The organism is Actinomadura graeca (assembly GCF_019175365.1).
In the GTDB taxonomy this organism is placed as follows: Bacteria; Actinomycetota; Actinomycetes; order Streptosporangiales; family Streptosporangiaceae; genus Spirillospora; species Spirillospora graeca.
The window spans coordinates 1,743,175-1,762,273 of record NZ_CP059572.1; the positions used below are offsets into that span (position 1 = coordinate 1,743,175).

Below are 19,099 nucleotides of genomic sequence, written 5' to 3' on the forward strand. Positions count from 1 at the left end.
ATCTGTCGGAAGTCTTACGGGTCTGCCCGGAACGTGGCGGGACGGGCGTCACGGTGCTCGAATGGAACGGTGGACGAGGAGGAACGGGCGGAAGGCAGTCCCGTCGGCCGGCGGCTGGTGCTCGGGATGCTCGGCCTCGGTGTGGCGGGGGTCGCCGTGGGAGCGTCCGTGCAGCAGAAGCTGAGCAGCGCTCTGGCGCCGGCAGGGCCGATCGGGGACGTCCTGCCTGCGGCCGGCGGCTTCCGCTACTACACGGTGACGGGCAGCGTGAAGAAGCGTACGCCCGCCACTTGGCGGATGGACGTGAACGGCCTGGTGAACGCTCCCCGGACGTTCACGATGGCTGACCTGGCCCGGTTGCCGCAGACGGTGCTCGACAAGGACTTCCAGTGCGTGACGGGCTGGCGGGTGCCGGATGTGCGCTGGGTCGGCGTGGCGCTGCCCGACCTGCTCCAGGCGGTCGGCGTCTCGCCCGCCGCGAAGGCCGTCCGGTTCAGCTCGTTCGACGGCACCTACACCGAGTCGCTGACGCTCGATCAGGCGCGGCGCCGGGACGTCCTGGTGGCGACGCAGATGGAGGGCGGACCCGTGTCCCACGACCACGGCGGGCCGGTGCGGCTGTACGTGGCGCCCATGTACGGCTACAAGTCCCTCAAGTGGCTCGGCGGCATCGAGCTGACCGACAAGGTCCGGCCCGGCTACTGGGAACACCGCGGTTACGACGTGGACGCCTGGGTCGGGCGGTCGAACGGACGTGACGATGCCCCCACGTGACCCGGCACATGAGCCGGCCCCCGACGCAGCCACCGACCCGGCCGCGTCCGACCGGCCCGCCAAGGACGCCGGTGGCCGCGGGTCACTGTGGCTGGCGCGGTTCACGCGCGCGGAGCGGTCGATCCACCATGTGACGGCGGCGTTGATGCTGGTGTGCATCGTGACGGCGGCGTTCCTGTACTTCCCGCCGCTTTCCACGGTGATGGGACGCCGTGAGCTGCTCAAGACCGTGCACGTGTGGTGCGGGTTCGCGCTGCCCGTGCCGATCGTGCTCGGCCTGGCGTCGCGAGCCTTCAGAAGCGACCTACGGCGGCTGAACAGGTTCGCTCCGCACGACTGGGAGTGGCTCAGGCGCAGTGACCGCAGGGCCGTGCGGAAGGGGCGCGGGGTACTGCCTGTAGGCAAGTTCAACGCGGGGCAGAAGCTGAACGCGGCGTTCACCGCCGGGGCCATCCTGGTGATGCTCGGGACGGGCGAGGTGCTGACCTTCCCCGGCCCCTGGCCGGACCGGTGGCGGACGGGTGCCACGTTCGTCCATGACTGGCTCTTCCTGACGATCCTGGTGGTGACGGCCGGTCATCTCTGGGAGGCGTTCCGCGACCGGGGCGCGCTCACCGGGATGTTCACCGGGCGCGTCGACCGGGAGTGGGCCGCGCGGCACCACGCGGGTTGGGTGGACGCCCGGGAGGCGCACGGCAAGGCACAGGTCAGGCCGCAGGAGGCGGAAGCGGACGGATCGTCCGGTGAGGAAGACCCAGAATTTGCGAAACGGCGCCCTGGCATGTCTTGACTCTCGCGACAAAACCGCTGGAATGAGACATCGAGGCGGGGTTTGGGCGGAAGCTCCCGACGAGGACGGTCCGCGCGCGCTCTGCCTCGGCCCGGCGGCTCGGCCCCCGTCCGCCGGAAGACCGTGCGCGGAGGTGTGCGCAGATGCCTGCACAGACGCCTACAGTGACCGACCACCGCAACGAGACCCGCGACGCGCTGACGCGCCGCCTTTCCGACGAGTTCGAAACCTTCTCCCCTGACGCGGTCTACCGCTGCGTCAGCGACGTCCATGCGCGTATGACACATCTGGGGCTCGACGCCACGCCGGACAGCGTCGAGCGAATGGCGCGCGAACATTTGCTGGGGATGCTCAAATCGGAGCCGCCCTCTGGGCGGGCGCACGGTTCCGGCGGCGATGGGGACGGCTGAGCGGCACGTCGGCGTTCGCCGTCCTCCCAGGCACGTCCCAAAGCGGCCTTCGCCGGTGTCGTGGGCAACGCCCCCCGGCGGATCTGAGAAACTGGGAGGGTGAGTCCCCGCAGCCGCCACCGCCCCTCCGGGGATCCGGCGGGGGACGGCCCGCCTCCCCCGGACGAAGTCTCCGCGATCTTCGACGGCATGCTGCAGCACGCCAGGGAGCTGCTGGCCGTGCGCAGCCCGCTGGACGCCGAGCTCATCGTCAGCGAGATCCTCGGGTCCTGGTGGGGCCATCACGTGCCTGGCGGGGACGTGGAGGAGGTCATCGGCGAGGCCCTGGTCGACTACGCCGGACGCGCCGGGACCCCCGCCGCCCTCGCGCTGCTCACCGGCATGGCCTATCTCGGCACCTCACGGCAGGCGGCCAAGGCGGAGCGGGCCGCGCTGGAGCTGATGGAGCGCGGCGTGGCCAGGCCGGGGTGGGCCGACCGCGTCGGGATGGTCGCACCCGAGGAGTGCTACGTCTCCAGGGACGTCTACGGCGACCAGGACTCCATCGTCTGCACCTACACCTACGGCGGCACCGAACGGCACGCCCTCGTCGTCCTGGTCGACCGCAACCGGGCCGGGGCCGTCCAGCACGCCGTCGCGCCGTTCGTGCCCGCCGCGCGCGGCGGGCGGCCGCCGACGAGCGGCATGGTCCGGGACGCGTGGGTCTCGTCCCAGGTCGGCAAGCTCCTCGACCACTGCCGGCGTGAGGGACGCGACAACCCGCTGATGCGGTTCGAGCAGCTCGACCCGCGCGACACCAAGGCGCTCCTGCAAAGCGCCTTGGGCCTCACCGACGACACCGACGATCCGCCGGTGAACGAGAACTTCGGTTCGTATCACGCCTTCGTCCGGGCGCGGATGAGCATCCTCCCTCCGGGCGGGCGCCTCCCCCAGCCCCCGGTGTACGGGCGCGACCGCCGGGCCACGATCGCGGCCAGGTTCCTGGCGTCGGACGAGGCGGAGGGCCTGTCGGACCGGTCGGCCGCGAGCCGCTGCGTCGACCGCATCATCGACTACGGCTGCACCCACGACTTCGGGCGCCCGCTCCGGGTGAGCCCGATCAAGTGCGAGATGTTCCTGCTCGACTGGCTGCCCCGCAAGGTGCTGCTGTCCCCCACCGAGCAGGAGGCCGTTCCGCACGTGCTGGCCTCCTGGGTGCGCTGGGCGGGCAAGCGCACGGGGCTGCCCGAGGAGGGCATCAGGGCGACACTGGACGCCGTGTGGGACGCCACCGGGAAGTTCGCCGAGGCCTACCGTGACCCGTCGGCGTTCGGCCTCGACCGCGATCTCGTCGACCGGCTCCTGCCCGACGGCGAGCTCGACGCGCTGCCGCGCCGCGCGTTCGCGCTGCCGTTCCTGTCCGGCACCCACCGCCAGACCGGGCGGCACGGAGCCATCGACCTGTCCACCCTCGATCCCGCCGACCCCGACGACCGGCGCATCATCCTGGAGTTCGAGCACCCCGGCGCGGACGCCGGGCACCTCGACGCCCACGAGCGCCTCGCCGAACGGCTGTGGAACGGAGACCCGCCGCAACTGTGGGAGACGGCCCAGGCACTGCTCGACGTGGGCTACGAACGCCACGAGATCCTGCACCGGCTCATCGACGTCCTGGACCGCCACGAAGCCGACCCCGAAGCGCTGCGGGAGGCGCTGCGTGTACTGCGTCACGAACCCCCGCCCGAGTGAAGTCCCGGTTTGCGCGCGGCGTCCGCGGCGACAATCATCGGGTGCCGGGCAGATCTCGCGGGGGCCCGGGGGCGGCCCCGGTCGTAGGGAGTGATCTTGTTGGAGTGGTCCGAGTTCGCCCGACGGCTGGGTCGCGAGCTGGCGGGTCTCGAACGGGACACCATCCTCATCGTTCGCGAACGCGAGGAGAGCCGGCACTACGTCCAGGCCATGCGCGAGCCGGACCGTCTCTACGCCGAGGCCGTGAGCAACAACTTCCTCGACGGGGCGCTTCTGCTCACCCTGGCCGACGAGGAGGTCATGAGCGACGCGGGATGGCGTCCGCCGGCCGACCCCTCCCCCCGCAACTGGTGGACCGAGCTGCCGGAGTCCGGTGCGGCCGGCGGCATGCAGACCGTCGGCACCGGTGACTACTCCCGGCTCGCCGAGGTGATGGTCACCGCGCTCCGCGACGTCCAGGGCGTCCGGCGTCCCTCCGACCTCGTGTACGAGTCGTTCCACCGCCACGGCACCGGGCTGATCGAGCTGCTCGACTTCGGCATCGACACCGCCGACCCGTCACGCGTCGGCAGGAGCCGCTCGTCGGCCGAGGCCCTCGGCACCGGCCCCCTCCCCGCCGGGACGCCGCCCGGGGGCACGCCGCTGCCGCTGCCTCCCGAGGGCATGCCGGCCACGGAGGCCGACCTGCTCGAACCCCGCCTCGCCGAGGCGAAGGAGCACGGCGACCACACCACGTACTTCGACCTCCTGGTGAACGCCGACCTCGTCCTCCCGGCGACCGGCTCCGCCGTGGAGGACCCCGACCGCGCGGAGTTGCCGACCATTACCCTCGGGTCCGTCACGTACGTCACCGTGTTCACCTCGCCCGGAGCACTGGCTCGCACCCCGAACCCCGGGCTCTACCGGCGCACCACGTTCGCGATGCTGGCCTCCGGCTGGCCCGACCCGTCCTGGCAGCTCGCCGTGAACCCGGGGTTGCCGAGTGAGGTCCTCTTGGACGCCACCACGCTCGTCCGTTTGAGCAACACACCGCGTACGGAACCAGAGGCGCCCAACCCTTACGGCAGCGTCGACCCACATGCGTTGTCCGGGCCCCACCCGGTCGCGGGGGGTTCCGTACCCATCACGAACGGTTCCGCCCACGCCGCCAATGGGACGACCTGCGCCGACGACCACACCGCTGTGGACTCCTACACCGTGGCCGAGCTGAAAGCCGTGATCGAATCCGGCGGAGTCCGGAGGACGCCGAGCCCGGAGAGCACGACGGCCGACGGGACCGCGGTGGAGGACGCGGGCATCGACAGCGCCCGGCTGCCGGACGAGCCGCAGGCGAGCGAGTCTCCGCCGGGCGACCTGCGACCGGTAGAGCCGGAGCCCATGCCGTTGGTCGCGCCTCTCAGCGCCCCGACCGGCGACGGGCCCGTCCCGGAACGGCTCCCCGCCGTCCCGCTCCGCCCACCGCACGGCACCCGCCTATGGCAGACGAGCGACGAGGACGACGAGTCCCCGCTGGCGGTCTACGACGCCATCGGCGGCGCCTGGACACCCTTGCGAACCGACCCCGTTCCCGCTCCCCGCGTCGACTGACCGTGCGTTCGGCTACCGTCGGGGACGCCCGGCCCCGCACGACGCACGCGGAAGTGGATCCCGAGTGGACTGGAACGACTTCGCCCAGCGCCTGACCCTGGAACTTTCGCGGCTGCCGGTCACGTCGTTCATCATCCTGCAGAGGCCGGGCGGGCTGCCCTACGTCCAGGCGATGCGCTCGGAGAACGCGCTGGACGCGGAGGCGGTCGGGAACGCTTTCCTGCCCCGGCCGCTGGCACCACACCAGGAGCGCCGTCTGAAAGCGCTGGGATGGGAGGAGCCCGACGAGGATCGGCGGCGGAACTGGTGGGCCCACTTCGGACTCCGTACCCGTGGGTCCCGCGCCCCCGCCGAGAACTTGGAGACCTGTGCCCTCTTGGCAGGTCTCATGGTCGGCACCTTCCGCGACGTCTACGAGGCCGACTCGCCGATCGAGCTGGTCTACCACGCCAGCCGACCCGGCCCCGGCGGCGGGCCCCTCGCACTGCCCGGCCTGGGAATCGCCCCGGCGGGTTCGGAGAACGAGGGCGAGCAGACCCCCGCCGTCCGCGAGCGCAGCACGTCGCACCCGCCCGGCTCCAGCCTGGAGGCGGCGCTCGCCGAGGCGCGCGAACACGGCGACCACCAGGCGTACCTGCGGCTCCTCACCCGCGCCGTGCTGTACTTGCCGGCTTCGGGCGAACCCTCGGGAGCCCACCAGTTCGCAACGGCCCGGTTCGGCGACGGAACGTTCGTCCTCGCGTTCACCTCGCCCGAGGCCATGGACCGCTCCCTGCAAGGCCAGGCGTCCCACTACCGGCAGGCATCCCTTCCCGACCTGTCGCGGCACTGGCCGCACCCGGAATGGCAGCTCGCCATCAACCCCGGCCTTCCCAGCGCCTCCTACCTGAACGCCAACGCCCTCTTCGAGTCCGGCGAGGACCATCCGCCCGCGCCCGTGGCGCCGTCCAGGACGACCGACGACCGGGTACCCGCCCCCACCGCTCCCCCGCGCCAACCTGCGGAGGAGAGCGGCCGTCCAGCGCCGTCCGACAGGGAGGGCGAATCGCCCGTTCCGGCCACGTCCGGGGCGGTTTGGACAGCCGAGGGTGGCTCGTCGCCGGGGCCCCGGCCGACCCCGCCGACGGCGGTCCCGCCCCGACAGCCGTCAGACGACCTCAGAGAGGCGCGTGACGGACGAGACGCATCGAGGGACCCGCGAGGCTTCCCGGCACCCTCACTGCCCGCTGAACGGCTCGCGGCCGACCCGGGGGACGCGGGAGTGATCATGCAGAAGGTCCTGCGACCCGAGCACGTCCGCTATTACCTGGAGGACGGTTACGACCTGGTCGCCGGATATGTTCACCGGCTGCAGGACGTGCGGGGCCTCGACACCCCGGCGGCCGTCATCCGTGGGCTGGCGCTGGACTACGAGGGGTCGCCTTTCACACTCACGGACGAACGCGTCTTCGTGGTCCGGTGGCAGGCGCCCAAGCCGACGCTCTTCCGGCGCTCGCCCGGCGACGTCGGTGAGCGGGGCACCGGCAAGGTCGCGGACGTGCAGGAGTTCGCGATCGAGAGCCAGCGGCTTCCCCACGGCGCCGAGCTGATCCGGATCGACGCGTCCGGACCGGAGTCATCCGGGACCACGGAACGGGTGGCCACGTACGACGCCGACCTACGCCGATGGCTGGTGCGGCTGCCAGGAGGGCGCGGGTGAGCATCAGACACGGCTACTACGCGGGCCGAGATGGCGCCGAGTACGAGGCGAGCCCGGACGGCGATAGCGTGCGGCTGTACACGGCGCAGCACGCCGAAGGGTTCCGGCAGATAGGCCCGGACCGGTTCGTCCAGGTGGTGCCGCTGTCGGAAGTGGACCGGCTGTCGTACGTCAGCACCTACTGCACATGGCGCGGCGAGCCGTTCCTCGTGCTCAGCGAACACGAGGAGTGGGTGCGGGTCGAGTACACCGGCGGCAAGGCAGGCGTGGCCGAGCGGCTCGCCCTCGAACTGTTCGACCGGGATGTGCACCAAACGTGGGCACCGCGCAGCGAGATCGGGGATCTGCGCGAGGAGTCGGTCTGAGACGGCGCGGCGGGCGGCGTGGCCCGGCCACGGCGCGTGCGGCGGCCGATGGTAGTTCTTGGGCATGGCGGTCATCGACATCAACGCCGACCTGGGCGAGGGCTTCGGCATCTGGGAGCTGGGCGACGACCTCGCGCTGCTCGACGTGATCACCAGTGCGAACGTGGCGTGCGGGTTCCACGCCGGCGATCCGCTCATCATGCGGCGGGTGTGCGCCGCGGCGGCCGGGCGCGGGGTGACGATCGGCGCGCAGGTGTCCTACCGCGACCTGGTCGGCTTCGGGCGCCGGGAGATGGACGTCGCCCCGCCCGAGCTGACCGCCGAGATCCTCTACCAGCTCGCGGCATTGGACGGCATAGCGCGCGCGGAGGGCGGCCGGGTGGCGTACGTGAAACCGCACGGCGCCCTCTACAACAGGGTCGCGCGCGACCCCGTCCAGGCGATGGCCGTCGCCGAGGCAGTGCGCGCCTACGACCCCTCTTTGCCATTGCTGACCTTGCCGGGCTCGGCTGTCTACGAGATCGCCGGCGAACTGACCGTCATCGCCGAATGCTTCGCCGACCGCGCCTACACGCCGTCCGGTGCGCTCGTGTCCAGGCGCGAACCCGGGGCCGTGTTGCACGATCCGGAGACCGTGGCGCGCAGGGCCGTGCGGATGGCGGTGGACGGCACCGTCGTGGCGGTGGACGACACCGAGGTCGCCTTGCGGGCGCGCTCGATGTGCGTGCACGGTGACACGCCGGGCGCGGTGGCGCTCGCACGGTCCGTCCGTTCGGCGCTGTCCGATGCGGGTGTCGCGTTGGAGCCGTTCGCGTGAGGATCCGGCGGGCCGGGGACGCGGCGCTGCTCGTCGAGACGGACGGGCTGGACGCCGCGCACCGGCTGGACGCCGCGCTGCGGGAGGCGGACCTGCCCGGTGTCGTGGACGTCGTGCCGGGCGAACGGACCGTCCTGGTGGTCGCCGACCCGTCCGCCGACCTCGACCGGCTGGCCGCCCAGTTGCCGGGACTGCCGCTGCCGGAGGACGCCGGCGGGGGCGCCCCACCGGCGGAGATCCCCGTCGTCTATGACGGTGCGGACCTGGATGAGGTCGCGCGGCTCACCGGCCTGTCCCGGGAGGAGGTCGTCGTGAAGCACTCCGCGGCGACCTACACGGTCGCCTACCTGGGTTTCTCTCCAGGTTTCGGCTATCTCACCGGTCTCGACCCCGCCCTGCACGTGGCGCGCCGCGAGTCACCCCGCACGGCGGTCCCGGAGGGGTCGGTGGCGATAGCGGGACCGTACACGGCGGTCTATCCGTCGCGCTCTCCGGGAGGCTGGCGGCTGCTCGGGCGCAGCGGGCTGGCGCTGTGGGACGTGACCCGCGACCCGCCGTCGCTGCTGCGCCCCGGGATGCGGGTCCGGTTCCTCCGGGAGGAGTCCCTTTGATCGAGGTCGTGCGGACCGGGCCACTGGCGACCGTGCAGGACCTCGGCAGACCAGGGCACGCCCACCTGGGGGTGCCGCGTTCCGGAGCCGCGGACGAGAAGGCCCTGCGGCTGGCGAACCGGCTCGTCGCCAATCCGGAAGACGCAGCGGGCGTGGAGTTCACCCTCGGTGGGAGCGTGCTGCGCTTCCACGCGCGCGCTTGGATCGCCGTCACGGGCGCACCGGTGCCTCTTCGCATCGATGGCCGCGCGTTCGCGACGAACGCTCCATGCCATGTCCGCTCCGGCGCGGTGGTCGAGCTGGGCACGCCTCCTGCTGGACTGCGCACCTACCTGGCCGTCCGCGGCGGCATCGCGGTCGGTGAAGTCCTTGGCAGCCGCTCCACCGACCTGCTGTCGGGCCTGGGGCCCGCGCCTCTCACGCCCGGAGACCGGCTGCCCGTCGGCCCCGTCCAGGATCTGGGTGACATGACCGTGGACATCGCCCCCGCACCACCCCTCCCTGAGACACCTGTGCTGCGCGTCCTGCCCGGCCCACGCGACGACTGGTTCCGTCCAGATGCGCTGACCGTGCTCACCTCCAACCCGTACACGGTCACACAGGACAGCAACCGCGTTGGCGTCCGCCTGGACGGGCCGCCTCTCGCCCGCAGGCGTGAAGGTGAGCTCAGCAGCGAGGGCATGGTCATCGGCTCCCTGCAGGTGCCACCGAGCGGGCTGCCCATCATCTTCCTGGCCGACCATCCGACGACCGGCGGCTATCCCGTCATCGCGGTGCTCACCACCGCTTCCCTGTCCGACGCGGCACAGTTGCGTCCCGGCCAGGAGATCCGATTTCTTCTGTAACGCCACGGCCTGGCCGGGACGGCGCGGACACGCCGTCCCGGATCAGCAGCAGTTCGGTCACCGGGGGCGCCGCACATGGCTTCTGCCGGTGCTCGACCGGCCGTTCCCGCTCGTGCACGGACGGCGCCCTAGGCGATGGCGGGTTCAGGCTAGATAGCCGCCGTCGATGTCGAGGACGGCGCCGGTCACGAAGGAGGCACTGGGTCCCGCCAGGAAGACCACTCCGGCCGCGATCTCCTCGGGGCGGCCGAACCGTCCCATCGCGTTCGCCGCCCGCTGCGCGTCCGCGGACGGCCCGTCCTCGGGGTTCATGTCCGTCGCCACAGAGCCCGACCTGATGACGTTCACGGTGATGCCCCGCGGTGCGAGGTCACGTGCGGCACCCTTGCTGTATCCGATGACGGCCGCCTTGGTGGCCGCGTAGTCGGCCATGCCGGGGAAGCCCGTCCGCGCCGACAGGTTCGATCCGATCGTGATGATCCTTCCTCCCTGCGCGAGGACAGGCGCCGCCGACCGGACCGCCGCCACCACACCGCCCAGGTTCACGTCGTACATGCGCTCCAGTGCGCCCGTGCCTGTCCCGTCCTCTCCGAGGACCTCGTGCGTGATGACCCCTGCGTTGTTCACCAGCACGTCAAGCCGCCCGAAGTCCTCCACGACCCTGGCCACCAGTTTCGCCACCTGTGCGGGATCGGCCTGGTCGGCCTGATAGGCGGCCGCTCTGCGCCCGGTGTCCTCGATGTCTCGGACGACCTCCTCCGCCTTGCCGGCGGACGCGGTGTATCCGATCGCCACGTCCGCACCGCGTTCGGCGAGCGCGCGCGCCGTCGCCGCTCCGATCCCCCGCGATCCACCGGTCACCAGCGCGACCCTGCCTTCGAGCTCCACCGTCGCCTCCATTTTGTACCGAACGGTATTGAAGTCGGCAGCGTACTATACCGATCGATACACAAGAAGGAGGTCGGCACATGACCGGACGGCCCCGCGGGTTCGACGTGGACGAGCGCCTCGACCGCGCCCTTGAGGTCTTCTGGCGGCAGGGCTACGAGGGGACCGCGATGTCGGACCTGACCGAGGCGATGGGCATCAACCGGCCGAGCCTGTACGCCGCCTACGGCAATAAGGAGTCCCTCTTCCGCAAGTCACTGGACCGCTACCTGGAGGGCCCCGCAGCCTACGTCACCACCGCCCTCGCGGAGCCCACCTCCCGCGCCGTGGTCGAAGCACTCCTTTACGGCGCGATCAGGGTCGTCACCGGCGGGCCGAACGGTTGCCTCGTAGTCCAGGGCGCGCTCGCGACCGGCGCGCAGAACGCCCACGTGCAGGAGGAGATCGCCGCCCGCCGCCGCTCGGGCGAAGCCGAGCTGGCCGCGCGCTTCGAACGTGCCCGCGCCGAAGGGGACCTGCCCCCGGACGCCGACTGCGCCGCCCTGGCCCGCTACGTCTGGTCGATCTCCTACGGTCTCTCCGTCCAGGCCGCCGGAGGCGTCTCCCGCGGCGACCTGAACCGGGTGGCGGCCCTCGCCCTCTCCACCTGGCCCCCGACGGAGACATACGCCCACGCACCTGGGCGGGCCGAGTAGATGCACACCTCAGGGCAAGAGCGGCCTGATACGTGCCTTCGCCTCCTCAAGCGGCTCGGCGGGAATGTCCTCGAACGCCGTCACGGTCACATCACCGTCCTTCGCGTCCCAGACACCGGCGACGCGCCCTCCATACAGGACGACCGGGGAGATCCACCCGGCCGCGCGGCTCACCTCGCCCCGGCGTCCGGGCGGGACGAGGTAGGCGGCGCTCGTGCCCGCCCCCAGGACGTACTGGTCGAAGGCTCCGAGCAGCCGGACCGATGAGGTCGGCTCCGTATCGAGCAGTTCGTCCCTGTGCCCTTCCAACACGTACATGGGTTCGCCCTCGACATCGAGGGTCGCCAGGCCGTCCGTGGCTGCGGCGAACCATGCTTTGACGTCCTTCTTCCGGTTGCCCTTGCGCATCAGCCAGTTGTCGAACATGTCGGGCGTCGCGGGCCCGTGCGCGCCGAGATAGGCGTGGACGACCGTCCGGGCGGCCTCGTCCACCGGGGGAAGCCCCTTCCAGCCGGGAAGCCACGTCTCTGGGGCGGTGAAGGTGACATTGGTGCCCCGGGGCGGCCCGTAGCAGAGCACGCCCCACCAGGCCAGCGGCTTGAGGAGGACCCCCCAGCCGGAACCGAGCACCTCGGCGAGGTGTCCCGAGCCCGTCTCGTCCACTACGGCGGCGGTGAGCTCCCCACGTGTGAGCGCGGTGCCCTTCGCCAAGGCACCGGCGGCGGCCCCGGCGATCGCCTCCAGGTCGGACGGCGTGGCACCGAAGTTCTTCTGCCAGCTGCCCTTCTCCCAGTTGCGGACCGCCGAGCAGAGGACGAGGTAGGCGCCGAGCTCGTCCGCGGGCATCAAGTGGAGGGTGCCACGCATCGTCCAGGTCTTGACCAGCGTCCGATCGTCGAAGAGGGCTCGCGGCACATCACCTGGATCAGGTGCGGCCTGCCGTACCGCGACGGCGAGTTCCGCCGAAGACGCCACCTGTGCCTGCACACCGGCCAGGCGCCGCGTGATGTCCAGCGCGGAGGCGTCCCCCAGCGGTTCCACGTACTGACGCCGCATCCTCCAGGCCAGCACCTGCGGCCATGTCACCGAAGCCATACGCCGATTACACCGCAGGCCACCGACAGCGCACAGCATCGAGGGCGGGCGGCGCCGCGCGTTCGCCCCGAGAACCAAACGCCCTACGCGAGGCGGTGCGCCAGTTCGGCGAAGGCGTCCCGGACGTCGTCCGTGGTGAGCAGAGTAAGGTCCGCGGCGGTCGCGGCGGAGCCGAGCTCGGCTGCCCGTAGCGCACGGCACGCGCACGCCTTCTCGTAGATGGATCGGGCGAAGCGCCCGTTACCGAGTTCATCGATCCGGCCCGTTCCGCATGCGCGCTGGAACACCAGCGCGAGGTCGTCGAGGGCGCGTTCCTCCCACTGGTCGCCGCCCTGCTCGGCGATGAGCTGCGCGATGCGGAGCAGCTCGTCCGGCCCGTAAGAGGGGAAATCCACGCGCACGTCGAAGCGGGAGGCCAGCCCAGGGTTGGACGAAAGGAAACGGTCCATGTCGGCCTCGTACCCGGCCAGCACGACGACGAGGCGGTCGCGGTCGTCCTCCGCGCGTTTGAGCAGGGTCTGCACCGCCTCCGCGCCGAACGGGTCGCCACCCGAGTAGCCCGGGTTGCTCAGCGCGTACGCCTCGTCCACGAACAGGACGCCGCCGAGCGCCGAGTCGATCACCTTGTTCGTCTTCAGCGCGGTCGCCCCGAGGTGCTCGCCGACGAGGTCGGCGCGCTGGGCCTCGACCACCTCGGGGCGGGCGAGGAGCCCGAACGCGGCGAAGATGCGGCCGAGCACCCGCGCGACCGTGGTCTTGCCTGTGCCCGGTGGCCCGGCGAACACGAAGTGCCGGGTCGGGGGGCGTGTCACCAGCCCCTGGTCCTGGCGCATCCGGGCGACCTGGACCTGGGCGGCGATCTCACGGACCTGCCGCTTCACCGGCTCCAGGCCGATCATCGCGTCAAGGGAGCTGAGCGCCTCGTCCAGGGTGGGGGTCTCGACGTAGCCGCGGTAGCGCTCGGTGACCTCGGCGAAGGCGGCCTCGACGTCCTCGGCGCGCAAGGTGACGAGATCGTCGGCGGTAGGCGGGGCCGGTTCACCGGACGACGCGACGGCTTCCACAACCCGCACGTCCCGCGCGCGCGCCGCGGCCTCGGTCAAAGCCCGGACGAACCTGCCGTTTCCCAGCTCGTCGACGATCCCCCGCCGTTCCACCTCCTCGAAACGGGCCGCAAGCCGTTCGCGGGCACCGGCGTCCAGCCGGTCCTCACGCAGCCCGGTGTGGTACTCGGCGATCTGCAAGAGCTCGGCAGGCTGATAGGACGGAAAGTGCACGCGCGTGCCGAACCGTGAGGCCAGCCCGGGGTTGGAGCCCAGGAACTCCTCCATCTGCGTGTCGTATCCGGCGAGGATCACCACAAGGTTGTCCCGGTCGTCTTCGGCGCGCTTGAGCAGCGTCTGCACCGCCTCGTCACCGAAGCGGTCGGGCTGTCCTTCCGCGGAGTTCACCAACCCGTACGCCTCGTCGATGAACAGCATCCCGCCGAGGGCGGAGTCGATGAGCCGGTTGGTCTTGATGGCGGTGGCACCGAGGAACTCGCCGACCAGGTCGGCCCGCTGGGCCTCCACCACCGCCGGCTCCGGCAGCAGGCCGAACGCGTAGAAGATCTTCGCCAGGACGCGCGCGACGGTGGTCTTGCCCGTCCCGGGCGGCCCGACGAACACGAAGTGCCGCATGGGCTTCTCGGTCGGCACCCCCGCAGCGGCACGCATGTGCGCGGCCTCGATCGACGCGGCGATGGACCGCACCTGGCGCTTGACGGGCTCCAGCCCGATCATGCCCTCCAGCTCGTCCAGGGCTTCGGCGACCGAGAGGGACGGCATGTCCTCGGACGACCCCGCGGGCTCGGGCACCTGGGCCGCATCAGCGGCCTGCGCGGTGGTGCGCTGCTCCGGGATGGGCGCGGGAATGGCCGCGTCGGTGTACTGCGCAGAGCCGGGCCTGTCGGCGGAGCCGCCGCCCCCACTCCGCCGGTCGGGCCGATCGCTCTTGTCCACTCCAGGGGGGTTCTTGCGTGGAGCCGGCACGCCGTCCCCTTTGGGGCTGGCCTGCTCCTGCACCCAGCCCGTCTCGTATGCCTCGGCGGGCACCGAACGCCGGGCCTGGTCCCACCGGTAGGTGAGGACGGCAAGCGCCGCAGCCCACCCCGGCGCGACGTTCCCATCGGGCCAGGGATGCACGACGGCGGCCGTGGCGACACCGGCCGCGCCTAGCGCGAGCACAGCGGTGCGCCATGGAACGTACCCGCGCAGGCGAAAGGCAATGAACGCGACGGGCAGAGCGAGCAGCGCCAGAAGCAGCGCGGGACTCAGATAGGAGGGGTGACCTTGGTCCGGGTAGAGCCGACCCAGCGGGACCGACACCACCAGCCAGGACGTCACCACCGCGATGACCGCCATGCCGCTCGGCGACCGCAGCGTCAGGTGCACGACGATGAGCAGGATGACCGCGAAGGCCGCGCTGCCGAGGATCGGGCCGTTCACCACGGTCATCGCCGCGATCACCAGGGCGACGAGCAACAGGCCCCCCAGGAAACGCAGTCCCGGGGGTACCTGGAAGTAGCGCCACCGCAGGCGCTCGAATAGATCCCGTGCCGCGGCGCCCTTCGCCCGGCGGGAGCGGAACCTGCCAAACAGAGCCATCAAAACCGAGTAAAGCGCAGGACGTGCCAGAACGGGACTCCTCACACGCGGTTCGTCGACTCCTGACAGTCACGGCGGGCGCCCGCGCACGTCCGCCAGGCGCCCCCGCACCAGGACTTATGTACTGTCCAGAAGTAGATGTCGGCCTTACGGAACCGACACCACGAATCTGCGGACGTCTCGTTCTGGGCACGCGGGGTGCCGAGCCCCCTACGATCGGAGGCGCCCGACACCGGGCTCGCCCTGAGGAGTTGACCGCTTGCAGAGTCGTCCTCGTAGGGCCCGCCCAGTGGACGTGGATCGCGCTACGGCCGCGAAACCTTCTGAGGGGGATTCCTTGTCCGACCCGACCGGCGCCCTACCCGGTGTGGAGCCCGCCTCAGCCACGTCCAAGAGGCTCCCCCGCATCGCCGGTTACGAGATCGAGGACGAACTACGCGCCGCACTCGCCGCGGATGGCGCCCCTGTGCGTATCGCGGGTGTCGACGAGGTCGGCCGCGGCGCCTGGGCGGGGCCCGTCGTCGTCTGCGCTGCGGTGACCGATCTGAGCCCGCCGCCCGTCCTGGAGGGCCGCGGCAAAAGGACCATCGGGCTGACGGACTCCAAACTGCTCACCGAGGCGCACCGCGAGTCGTTCGCCGAGATGCTGTCCGGATGGCTCGCCGCGCACGCCGTCGGCGCGTCCTCCCCCGAGGAGATCGACGAGCTGGGCATGACCGAGGCTCTGCGCCGGGCCACGGTGCGCGCGCTGGAGGCGCTGCCCGTCCCGCCCGACATCGTGATCCTGGACGGCAAGCACGACTTCCTGCGCAGCCCCTGGCGGGTGCGCTGCGAGATCAAGGCCGACCAGCGGTCGGTCACCGTCGCGGCCGCGTCGGTCTTGGCGAAGGTCCACCGCGACCGGCTCATGGCCTCCCTGGACGGGGAGTGCCCGGGATACGGGTTCGCCGAGAGCGCCGGGTACCCGTCGCCCGTCCATCAGCGGGCCCTTGAGGAGTCCGGCCCCACACCCCACCACAGGCTGTCCTGGTCCTACCTGGACGACCTGCCACGCTGGCGCCACTTGAAGAAGCACCGCGACCCCCTCGCCGGAGAAGGTCAGCTCAGCCTCCTGTGACAGCTCCTCCCGTCGTCGCATGAGTCATCCGCAGGACCCCGGGTAGGGCGGCGGTCAACGGGAGGTACATGACATGGACGCCGTTGTGAAGAAGCTGCTGCGGGAGTCGGGCAAGACGGTCGCCGAGGAGGCCGGCGTGCCGCTCAAGGACCAGCCCGCCGCACTGTTCAAGCTCCTCGTCGTGGCCAACCTGCTGAGCGCCCGCATCTCCTCGGAGATCGCCCTGTCCGCCGCACGGGAACTGTTCGATGCCGGTGGCGGGACACCACGCGGCATGCGGGGGCTGACATGGCAGGAACGGGTCGACGCCCTGGGTAGGGGCCACTACGTCCGCTACGACGAGAGCACCGCGACACGGCTCGGCGAGACCGCGGAACTGGTCCAGGACAAGTACCAAGGCGATCTGCGCAAGCTGGCCACCGCGGCGGGCCACGACCCGAAGAAGGCCGCCGGGCTGCTCCGGGAGTTCCCCGGGATCGGCCCCACAGGCGTGGACATCTTCTGCCGGGAGGCGCAGGCCGTGTGGCCCTGGCTGCGGCCCTACATCGACTCCCAGGCCAAGAAGGGCGCCGAGAAACTCGGCCTCCCCCAGGACCCCGACAAGCTGGCCGCGCAAGTCCCGGGCAAGGATCTGGCCCGCCTGACAGCCGCCCTGGTCCGGGTGGCCCGCGACAAGGAACTGGCCGCCACAGTCAAGGCCGCCTGACGTTTCGGCTACGTGACCGTCCCGGCCGCCGGGACAAAGCACGGCGGCCGGACTGCGGTCACATCCTGACGACGACCTCGTCGATCGGCTTGCGGGTGATGTCGGGCACCATCGCGTCGTCCGCCGGATAGCCGACGGGGATCACGACGTAGGCACGCTCCTCAGGGGGCCGCTCACAGACCTCGTTCAAGAAGCGCATGGGGCTCGGAGTGTGCGTCAAGGTGGCCAAACCCGCCTGGTGCAACCCGGCCAAGAGGAACCCGACGGCGATGCCAACGGACTCCTTCACGTAGTACGGCCGTGGAGTCTCCGGTCCCTTGTGCACCTCGAAGACGACGATGACAGCCGGTGCATCCTCCAGGAACGGCTTGCGCCAGTCGGTTCCCAAGGGCGCCAGAGCCTCCAGCCATTCCTGCGAGGCGCGCCGCTCGTAGAACTCTCGCTCCTCCTGTTCGGCGGCCTCGCGCAACCGCCGCTTACGCTCAGGGTCGGCCACGACGACGAACCGCCACGGCTGCAGGTTCGCGCCGCTGGGCGCGGTCGCCGCCGCGCGGATCGCATGGTCCAGGACCTCCTGCGGCACCGGCCGGCGTGAGAAGTCACGCACGGTGCGGCGCAACGTCATCGAGTCGGCGAACGCCTGCGCACGCTCGATCGCCATGTCGCCCGGCACGTCGAAATGGGGAGCGGGCACGACGGGATACTGCCGCTGAGTGGTCATGGCACCGTTCCTACCGTGCGCCTCCGGCCCCGGACAATCGGCAAGACCAGCCAAGATTCCGGGGCCGTCCCGGCACACGCCGGAGCGTTCAGTCCTTGCCGCGTGAGGCCACCCAGTCGAGGTTCCAGCCGTACGCCTGGTCCACCGTCATCTTGCCCCAGCGCGGACGGCCTGGCGGCGGCAGGACGTATCGGCCCTCCCTGCGCACGACCAGTTCCCCTCCGACGTTCTCGATGAGCGCGAGGACGGCGTCACGGGAGGCGTCCATGCAGTCGTTCATGTGCATCTCGATGGGCGGCGAACCCAGCGGGTACAGCGTGGCAACGGCGTCCAGGCCGCGGAAGTCGTCCGCACCGTCGTAGATCTCCGCGAACACCAGGATCCGCTTGAAATCGCCGGTGTGGTCGAGGTTGATCGTGAGGTTCTCGCCCGCCTCCACCGCGCCGGTGCGGTCGTCCTTGTCGAGCTTGATGAAGGGCGGCCTATCGAGAGCGCCCATGTCTCCTAGCGCGTGGATGATGCCCTTGCGGCCGTCCATCAACTCCCAGAGGCAGCACAGGTCCAGGTCGAGATCGACGCCGCGGCGGCGCTTGCCCAGGCGTCCCTTGGCGACGCCCTCCCGCGCGCTCCAGTTGAGGTTGACCCGCATGTGACCCGAGGTCGCGCCGTGCTTGGTGAGCGACACCGACGGCGAGTTCTTCGTAAGGGAGATCTTCCCGCCCTGTGGCTGCGGCTGCTGCGGGGGCGGGCCCTGCGGCGGCTGACCGTACGCGGGGGCAGGCGGAGGCGGAACGTACTGGCCGGGCTGAGGCGGGTACTGCCCACCGGGAGGAGGCGGGCTGTACTGACCGCCAGGAGGTGGCGGAGGCGGAGCGTACTGGCCCGGCGCGGGCGGAGGCGGCGGCGCGTACTGACCAGGAGGCGGCGTGTACTGCCCTGGCGGTGGCGGCATGTACTGGCCGCCCGGAGGAGGCGGGGGCGCCTGGGGCTGCGGGGGCGCTTGCGGTTGCGGGGGCTGAGGGGGCGCCGCCTGGGGCTGGGGAGCCGGGGGCGGCGGAGCGGCAGCCTGACCGGGCTCGTCGACCGAGATCCCGAAATCGGTGGCCAGCCCCGCGAGCCCGGAGTCGTATCCCTGCCCGATGGCGCGGAACTTCCACGCGCCCTGGCGCCGGTACAGCTCACCCAGCACGAAGGCGGTCTCCGTGGTGGCGCCCTGGCTGTCGAACCGGGCGACCTCCGTACCACCCGCCGCGTCCACCACGCGCACGTACAAACCCTGGAACTGGCCGAACGTCCCGCCATCCGCGGAGGCCGCGATCACGATCTTCTCGATGTCGGGTTCCACCCGGCCCAGGTCGACCGCCAGAACGTCCAAGACGGTCGGCCCCTGCTGCTTGCCCTCGTGCCGGACTGCGCCGGAGCCATGAGCGGGCTGGTTGTAGAAGACGAAGTCATCGTCCGAGCGCACCCGGCCCGAACCGGCGAGCAGCAGGGCGGACGCATCCGCGTCCGGAACGCCCGGGCCGCCCTGCCAGCCGAGCTCGACCCGGACCGAGGGAACCGGCACCGCGGTGTTGGCGCCCTTCTGCATGGACATGAACGCTCC

18 protein-coding genes are annotated in these 19,099 nt (G+C 71.3%); 13 read left to right on the plus strand and 5 right to left on the minus strand.

Annotated features, from left to right (window positions below; genetic code table 11):
- Window positions 1-69: 69 nt before the first annotated feature.
- The 10 genes from AGRA3207_RS08100 (at window position 70) to AGRA3207_RS08145 (ending at window position 9,626) form a co-directional block, all read left to right on the plus strand.
- A complete protein-coding gene (locus AGRA3207_RS08100) occupies window positions 70-774 on the plus strand; it encodes a molybdopterin-dependent oxidoreductase (RefSeq protein WP_231333941.1) in 705 nt (234 codons plus the stop codon).
- Window positions 761-1,564: a cytochrome b/b6 domain-containing protein gene (locus tag AGRA3207_RS08105; protein WP_231333942.1), complete on the plus strand. Its 804-nt coding sequence runs from the start codon at window positions 761-763 to the stop codon at window positions 1,562-1,564. Before AGRA3207_RS08100 ends, AGRA3207_RS08105 begins: the two co-directional genes overlap by 14 nt.
- A 143-nt stretch (window positions 1,565-1,707) precedes the next feature.
- A complete protein-coding gene (locus AGRA3207_RS08110; RefSeq protein ID WP_231333943.1) occupies window positions 1,708-1,974 on the plus strand; it encodes a hypothetical protein in 267 nt (88 codons plus the stop codon).
- A 189-nt stretch (window positions 1,975-2,163) separates the two neighbouring features.
- Window positions 2,164-3,702: a hypothetical protein gene (locus tag AGRA3207_RS08115; protein ID WP_231336260.1), complete on the plus strand. Its 1,539-nt coding sequence runs from the start codon at window positions 2,164-2,166 to the stop codon at window positions 3,700-3,702.
- A gap of 96 nt (window positions 3,703-3,798) precedes the next feature.
- Window positions 3,799-5,289: a TY-Chap domain-containing protein gene (locus tag AGRA3207_RS08120; protein ID WP_231333944.1), complete on the plus strand. Its 1,491-nt coding sequence runs from the start codon at window positions 3,799-3,801 to the stop codon at window positions 5,287-5,289.
- A 64-nt stretch (window positions 5,290-5,353) separates the two neighbouring features.
- The gene (locus AGRA3207_RS08125; protein WP_231333945.1) at window positions 5,354-6,988 is read left to right on the plus strand and encodes a TY-Chap domain-containing protein; all 1,635 of its coding nucleotides are present in this window, start codon (window positions 5,354-5,356) and stop codon (window positions 6,986-6,988) included.
- Window positions 6,985-7,353: a hypothetical protein gene (locus AGRA3207_RS08130; protein ID WP_231333946.1), complete on the plus strand. Its 369-nt coding sequence runs from the start codon at window positions 6,985-6,987 to the stop codon at window positions 7,351-7,353. Before AGRA3207_RS08125 ends, AGRA3207_RS08130 begins: the two co-directional genes overlap by 4 nt.
- A gap of 64 nt (window positions 7,354-7,417) precedes the next feature.
- On the plus strand, window positions 7,418-8,170 hold the full coding sequence (locus AGRA3207_RS08135; RefSeq protein ID WP_231333947.1) for a LamB/YcsF family protein: 753 nt from the start codon (window positions 7,418-7,420) through the stop codon (window positions 8,168-8,170).
- Complete coding sequence (locus AGRA3207_RS08140; RefSeq protein ID WP_231333948.1) at window positions 8,167-8,781, plus strand: 5-oxoprolinase subunit B family protein; 615 nt, start codon at window positions 8,167-8,169, stop codon at window positions 8,779-8,781. The genes AGRA3207_RS08135 and AGRA3207_RS08140 overlap by 4 nt, the downstream gene beginning before the upstream one ends.
- Window positions 8,778-9,626 carry a 5-oxoprolinase subunit C family protein gene (locus AGRA3207_RS08145; RefSeq protein ID WP_231333949.1) on the plus strand — a complete coding sequence of 283 codons (849 nt, stop codon included), beginning with the start codon at window positions 8,778-8,780 and terminating at the stop codon, window positions 9,624-9,626. Before AGRA3207_RS08140 ends, AGRA3207_RS08145 begins: the two co-directional genes overlap by 4 nt.
- A 144-nt stretch (window positions 9,627-9,770) precedes the next feature.
- Here the strand turns inward: AGRA3207_RS08145 and AGRA3207_RS08150 are convergent, their stop codons facing one another.
- Window positions 9,771-10,526 carry an SDR family NAD(P)-dependent oxidoreductase gene (locus AGRA3207_RS08150; RefSeq protein WP_231333950.1) on the minus strand — a complete coding sequence of 252 codons (756 nt, stop codon included), beginning with the start codon at window positions 10,524-10,526 and terminating at the stop codon, window positions 9,771-9,773.
- A gap of 68 nt (window positions 10,527-10,594) precedes the next feature.
- Here AGRA3207_RS08150 and AGRA3207_RS08155 point away from each other — a divergent pair, with 68 nt between their 5' ends.
- Window positions 10,595-11,209 (plus strand): TetR/AcrR family transcriptional regulator, encoded by a 615-nt coding sequence (locus AGRA3207_RS08155; protein ID WP_231333951.1) that lies wholly within the window; start codon window positions 10,595-10,597, stop codon window positions 11,207-11,209.
- 9 nt (window positions 11,210-11,218) lie between these two features.
- Here AGRA3207_RS08155 and AGRA3207_RS08160 read toward each other — a convergent pair whose 3' ends face one another.
- Both AGRA3207_RS08160 and AGRA3207_RS08165 read right to left on the minus strand, forming a co-directional pair.
- Window positions 11,219-12,304, minus strand: a complete 1,086-nt coding sequence (locus AGRA3207_RS08160) for a winged helix DNA-binding domain-containing protein (RefSeq protein WP_231333952.1) — start codon at window positions 12,302-12,304, stop codon at window positions 11,219-11,221.
- Window positions 12,305-12,387: 83 nt separating this feature from the next.
- Window positions 12,388-14,949 (minus strand): AAA family ATPase, encoded by a 2,562-nt coding sequence (locus AGRA3207_RS08165; RefSeq protein ID WP_231333953.1) that lies wholly within the window; start codon window positions 14,947-14,949, stop codon window positions 12,388-12,390.
- Between the two features lie 406 nt (window positions 14,950-15,355).
- Here AGRA3207_RS08165 and AGRA3207_RS08170 point away from each other — a divergent pair, with 406 nt between their 5' ends.
- Window positions 15,356-16,066 (plus strand): ribonuclease HII, encoded by a 711-nt coding sequence (locus AGRA3207_RS08170; RefSeq protein WP_231336261.1) that lies wholly within the window; start codon window positions 15,356-15,358, stop codon window positions 16,064-16,066.
- A gap of 73 nt (window positions 16,067-16,139) precedes the next feature.
- Window positions 16,140-16,772 (plus strand): HhH-GDP family DNA glycosylase, encoded by a 633-nt coding sequence (locus AGRA3207_RS08175; RefSeq protein ID WP_231333954.1) that lies wholly within the window; start codon window positions 16,140-16,142, stop codon window positions 16,770-16,772.
- Between the two features lie 58 nt (window positions 16,773-16,830).
- Here AGRA3207_RS08175 and AGRA3207_RS08180 read toward each other — a convergent pair whose 3' ends face one another.
- A complete protein-coding gene (locus AGRA3207_RS08180) occupies window positions 16,831-17,493 on the minus strand; it encodes a nitroreductase family protein (protein ID WP_231333955.1) in 663 nt (220 codons plus the stop codon).
- Between the two features lie 88 nt (window positions 17,494-17,581).
- Window positions 17,582-19,090: a TerD family protein gene (locus tag AGRA3207_RS08185; protein ID WP_231333956.1), complete on the minus strand. Its 1,509-nt coding sequence runs from the start codon at window positions 19,088-19,090 to the stop codon at window positions 17,582-17,584.
- Between the last annotated feature and the right edge of the window lie 9 nt (window positions 19,091-19,099).

Coding starts and splice junctions, on each gene's coding strand:
- AGRA3207_RS08105 (WP_231333942.1), top strand. CDS start 761: ATGCCCCCACGTGACCCGGCACATGAGCCGGCCCCCGACGCAGCCACC.
- AGRA3207_RS08110 (WP_231333943.1), top strand. CDS start 1,708: ATGCCTGCACAGACGCCTACAGTGACCGACCACCGCAACGAGACCCGC.
- AGRA3207_RS08115 (WP_231336260.1), top strand. CDS start 2,164: ATGCTGCAGCACGCCAGGGAGCTGCTGGCCGTGCGCAGCCCGCTGGAC.
- AGRA3207_RS08135 (WP_231333947.1), top strand. CDS start 7,418: ATGGCGGTCATCGACATCAACGCCGACCTGGGCGAGGGCTTCGGCATC.
- AGRA3207_RS08150 (WP_231333950.1), bottom strand. CDS start 10,526: ATGGAGGCGACGGTGGAGCTCGAAGGCAGGGTCGCGCTGGTGACCGGT.
- AGRA3207_RS08155 (WP_231333951.1), top strand. CDS start 10,595: ATGACCGGACGGCCCCGCGGGTTCGACGTGGACGAGCGCCTCGACCGC.
- AGRA3207_RS08160 (WP_231333952.1), bottom strand. CDS start 12,304: ATGGCTTCGGTGACATGGCCGCAGGTGCTGGCCTGGAGGATGCGGCGT.
- AGRA3207_RS08165 (WP_231333953.1), bottom strand. CDS start 14,949: ATGGCTCTGTTTGGCAGGTTCCGCTCCCGCCGGGCGAAGGGCGCCGCG.
- AGRA3207_RS08175 (WP_231333954.1), top strand. CDS start 16,140: ATGGACGCCGTTGTGAAGAAGCTGCTGCGGGAGTCGGGCAAGACGGTC.
- AGRA3207_RS08180 (WP_231333955.1), bottom strand. CDS start 17,493: ATGACCACTCAGCGGCAGTATCCCGTCGTGCCCGCTCCCCATTTCGAC.
- AGRA3207_RS08185 (WP_231333956.1), bottom strand. CDS start 19,090: ATGTCCATGCAGAAGGGCGCCAACACCGCGGTGCCGGTTCCCTCGGTC.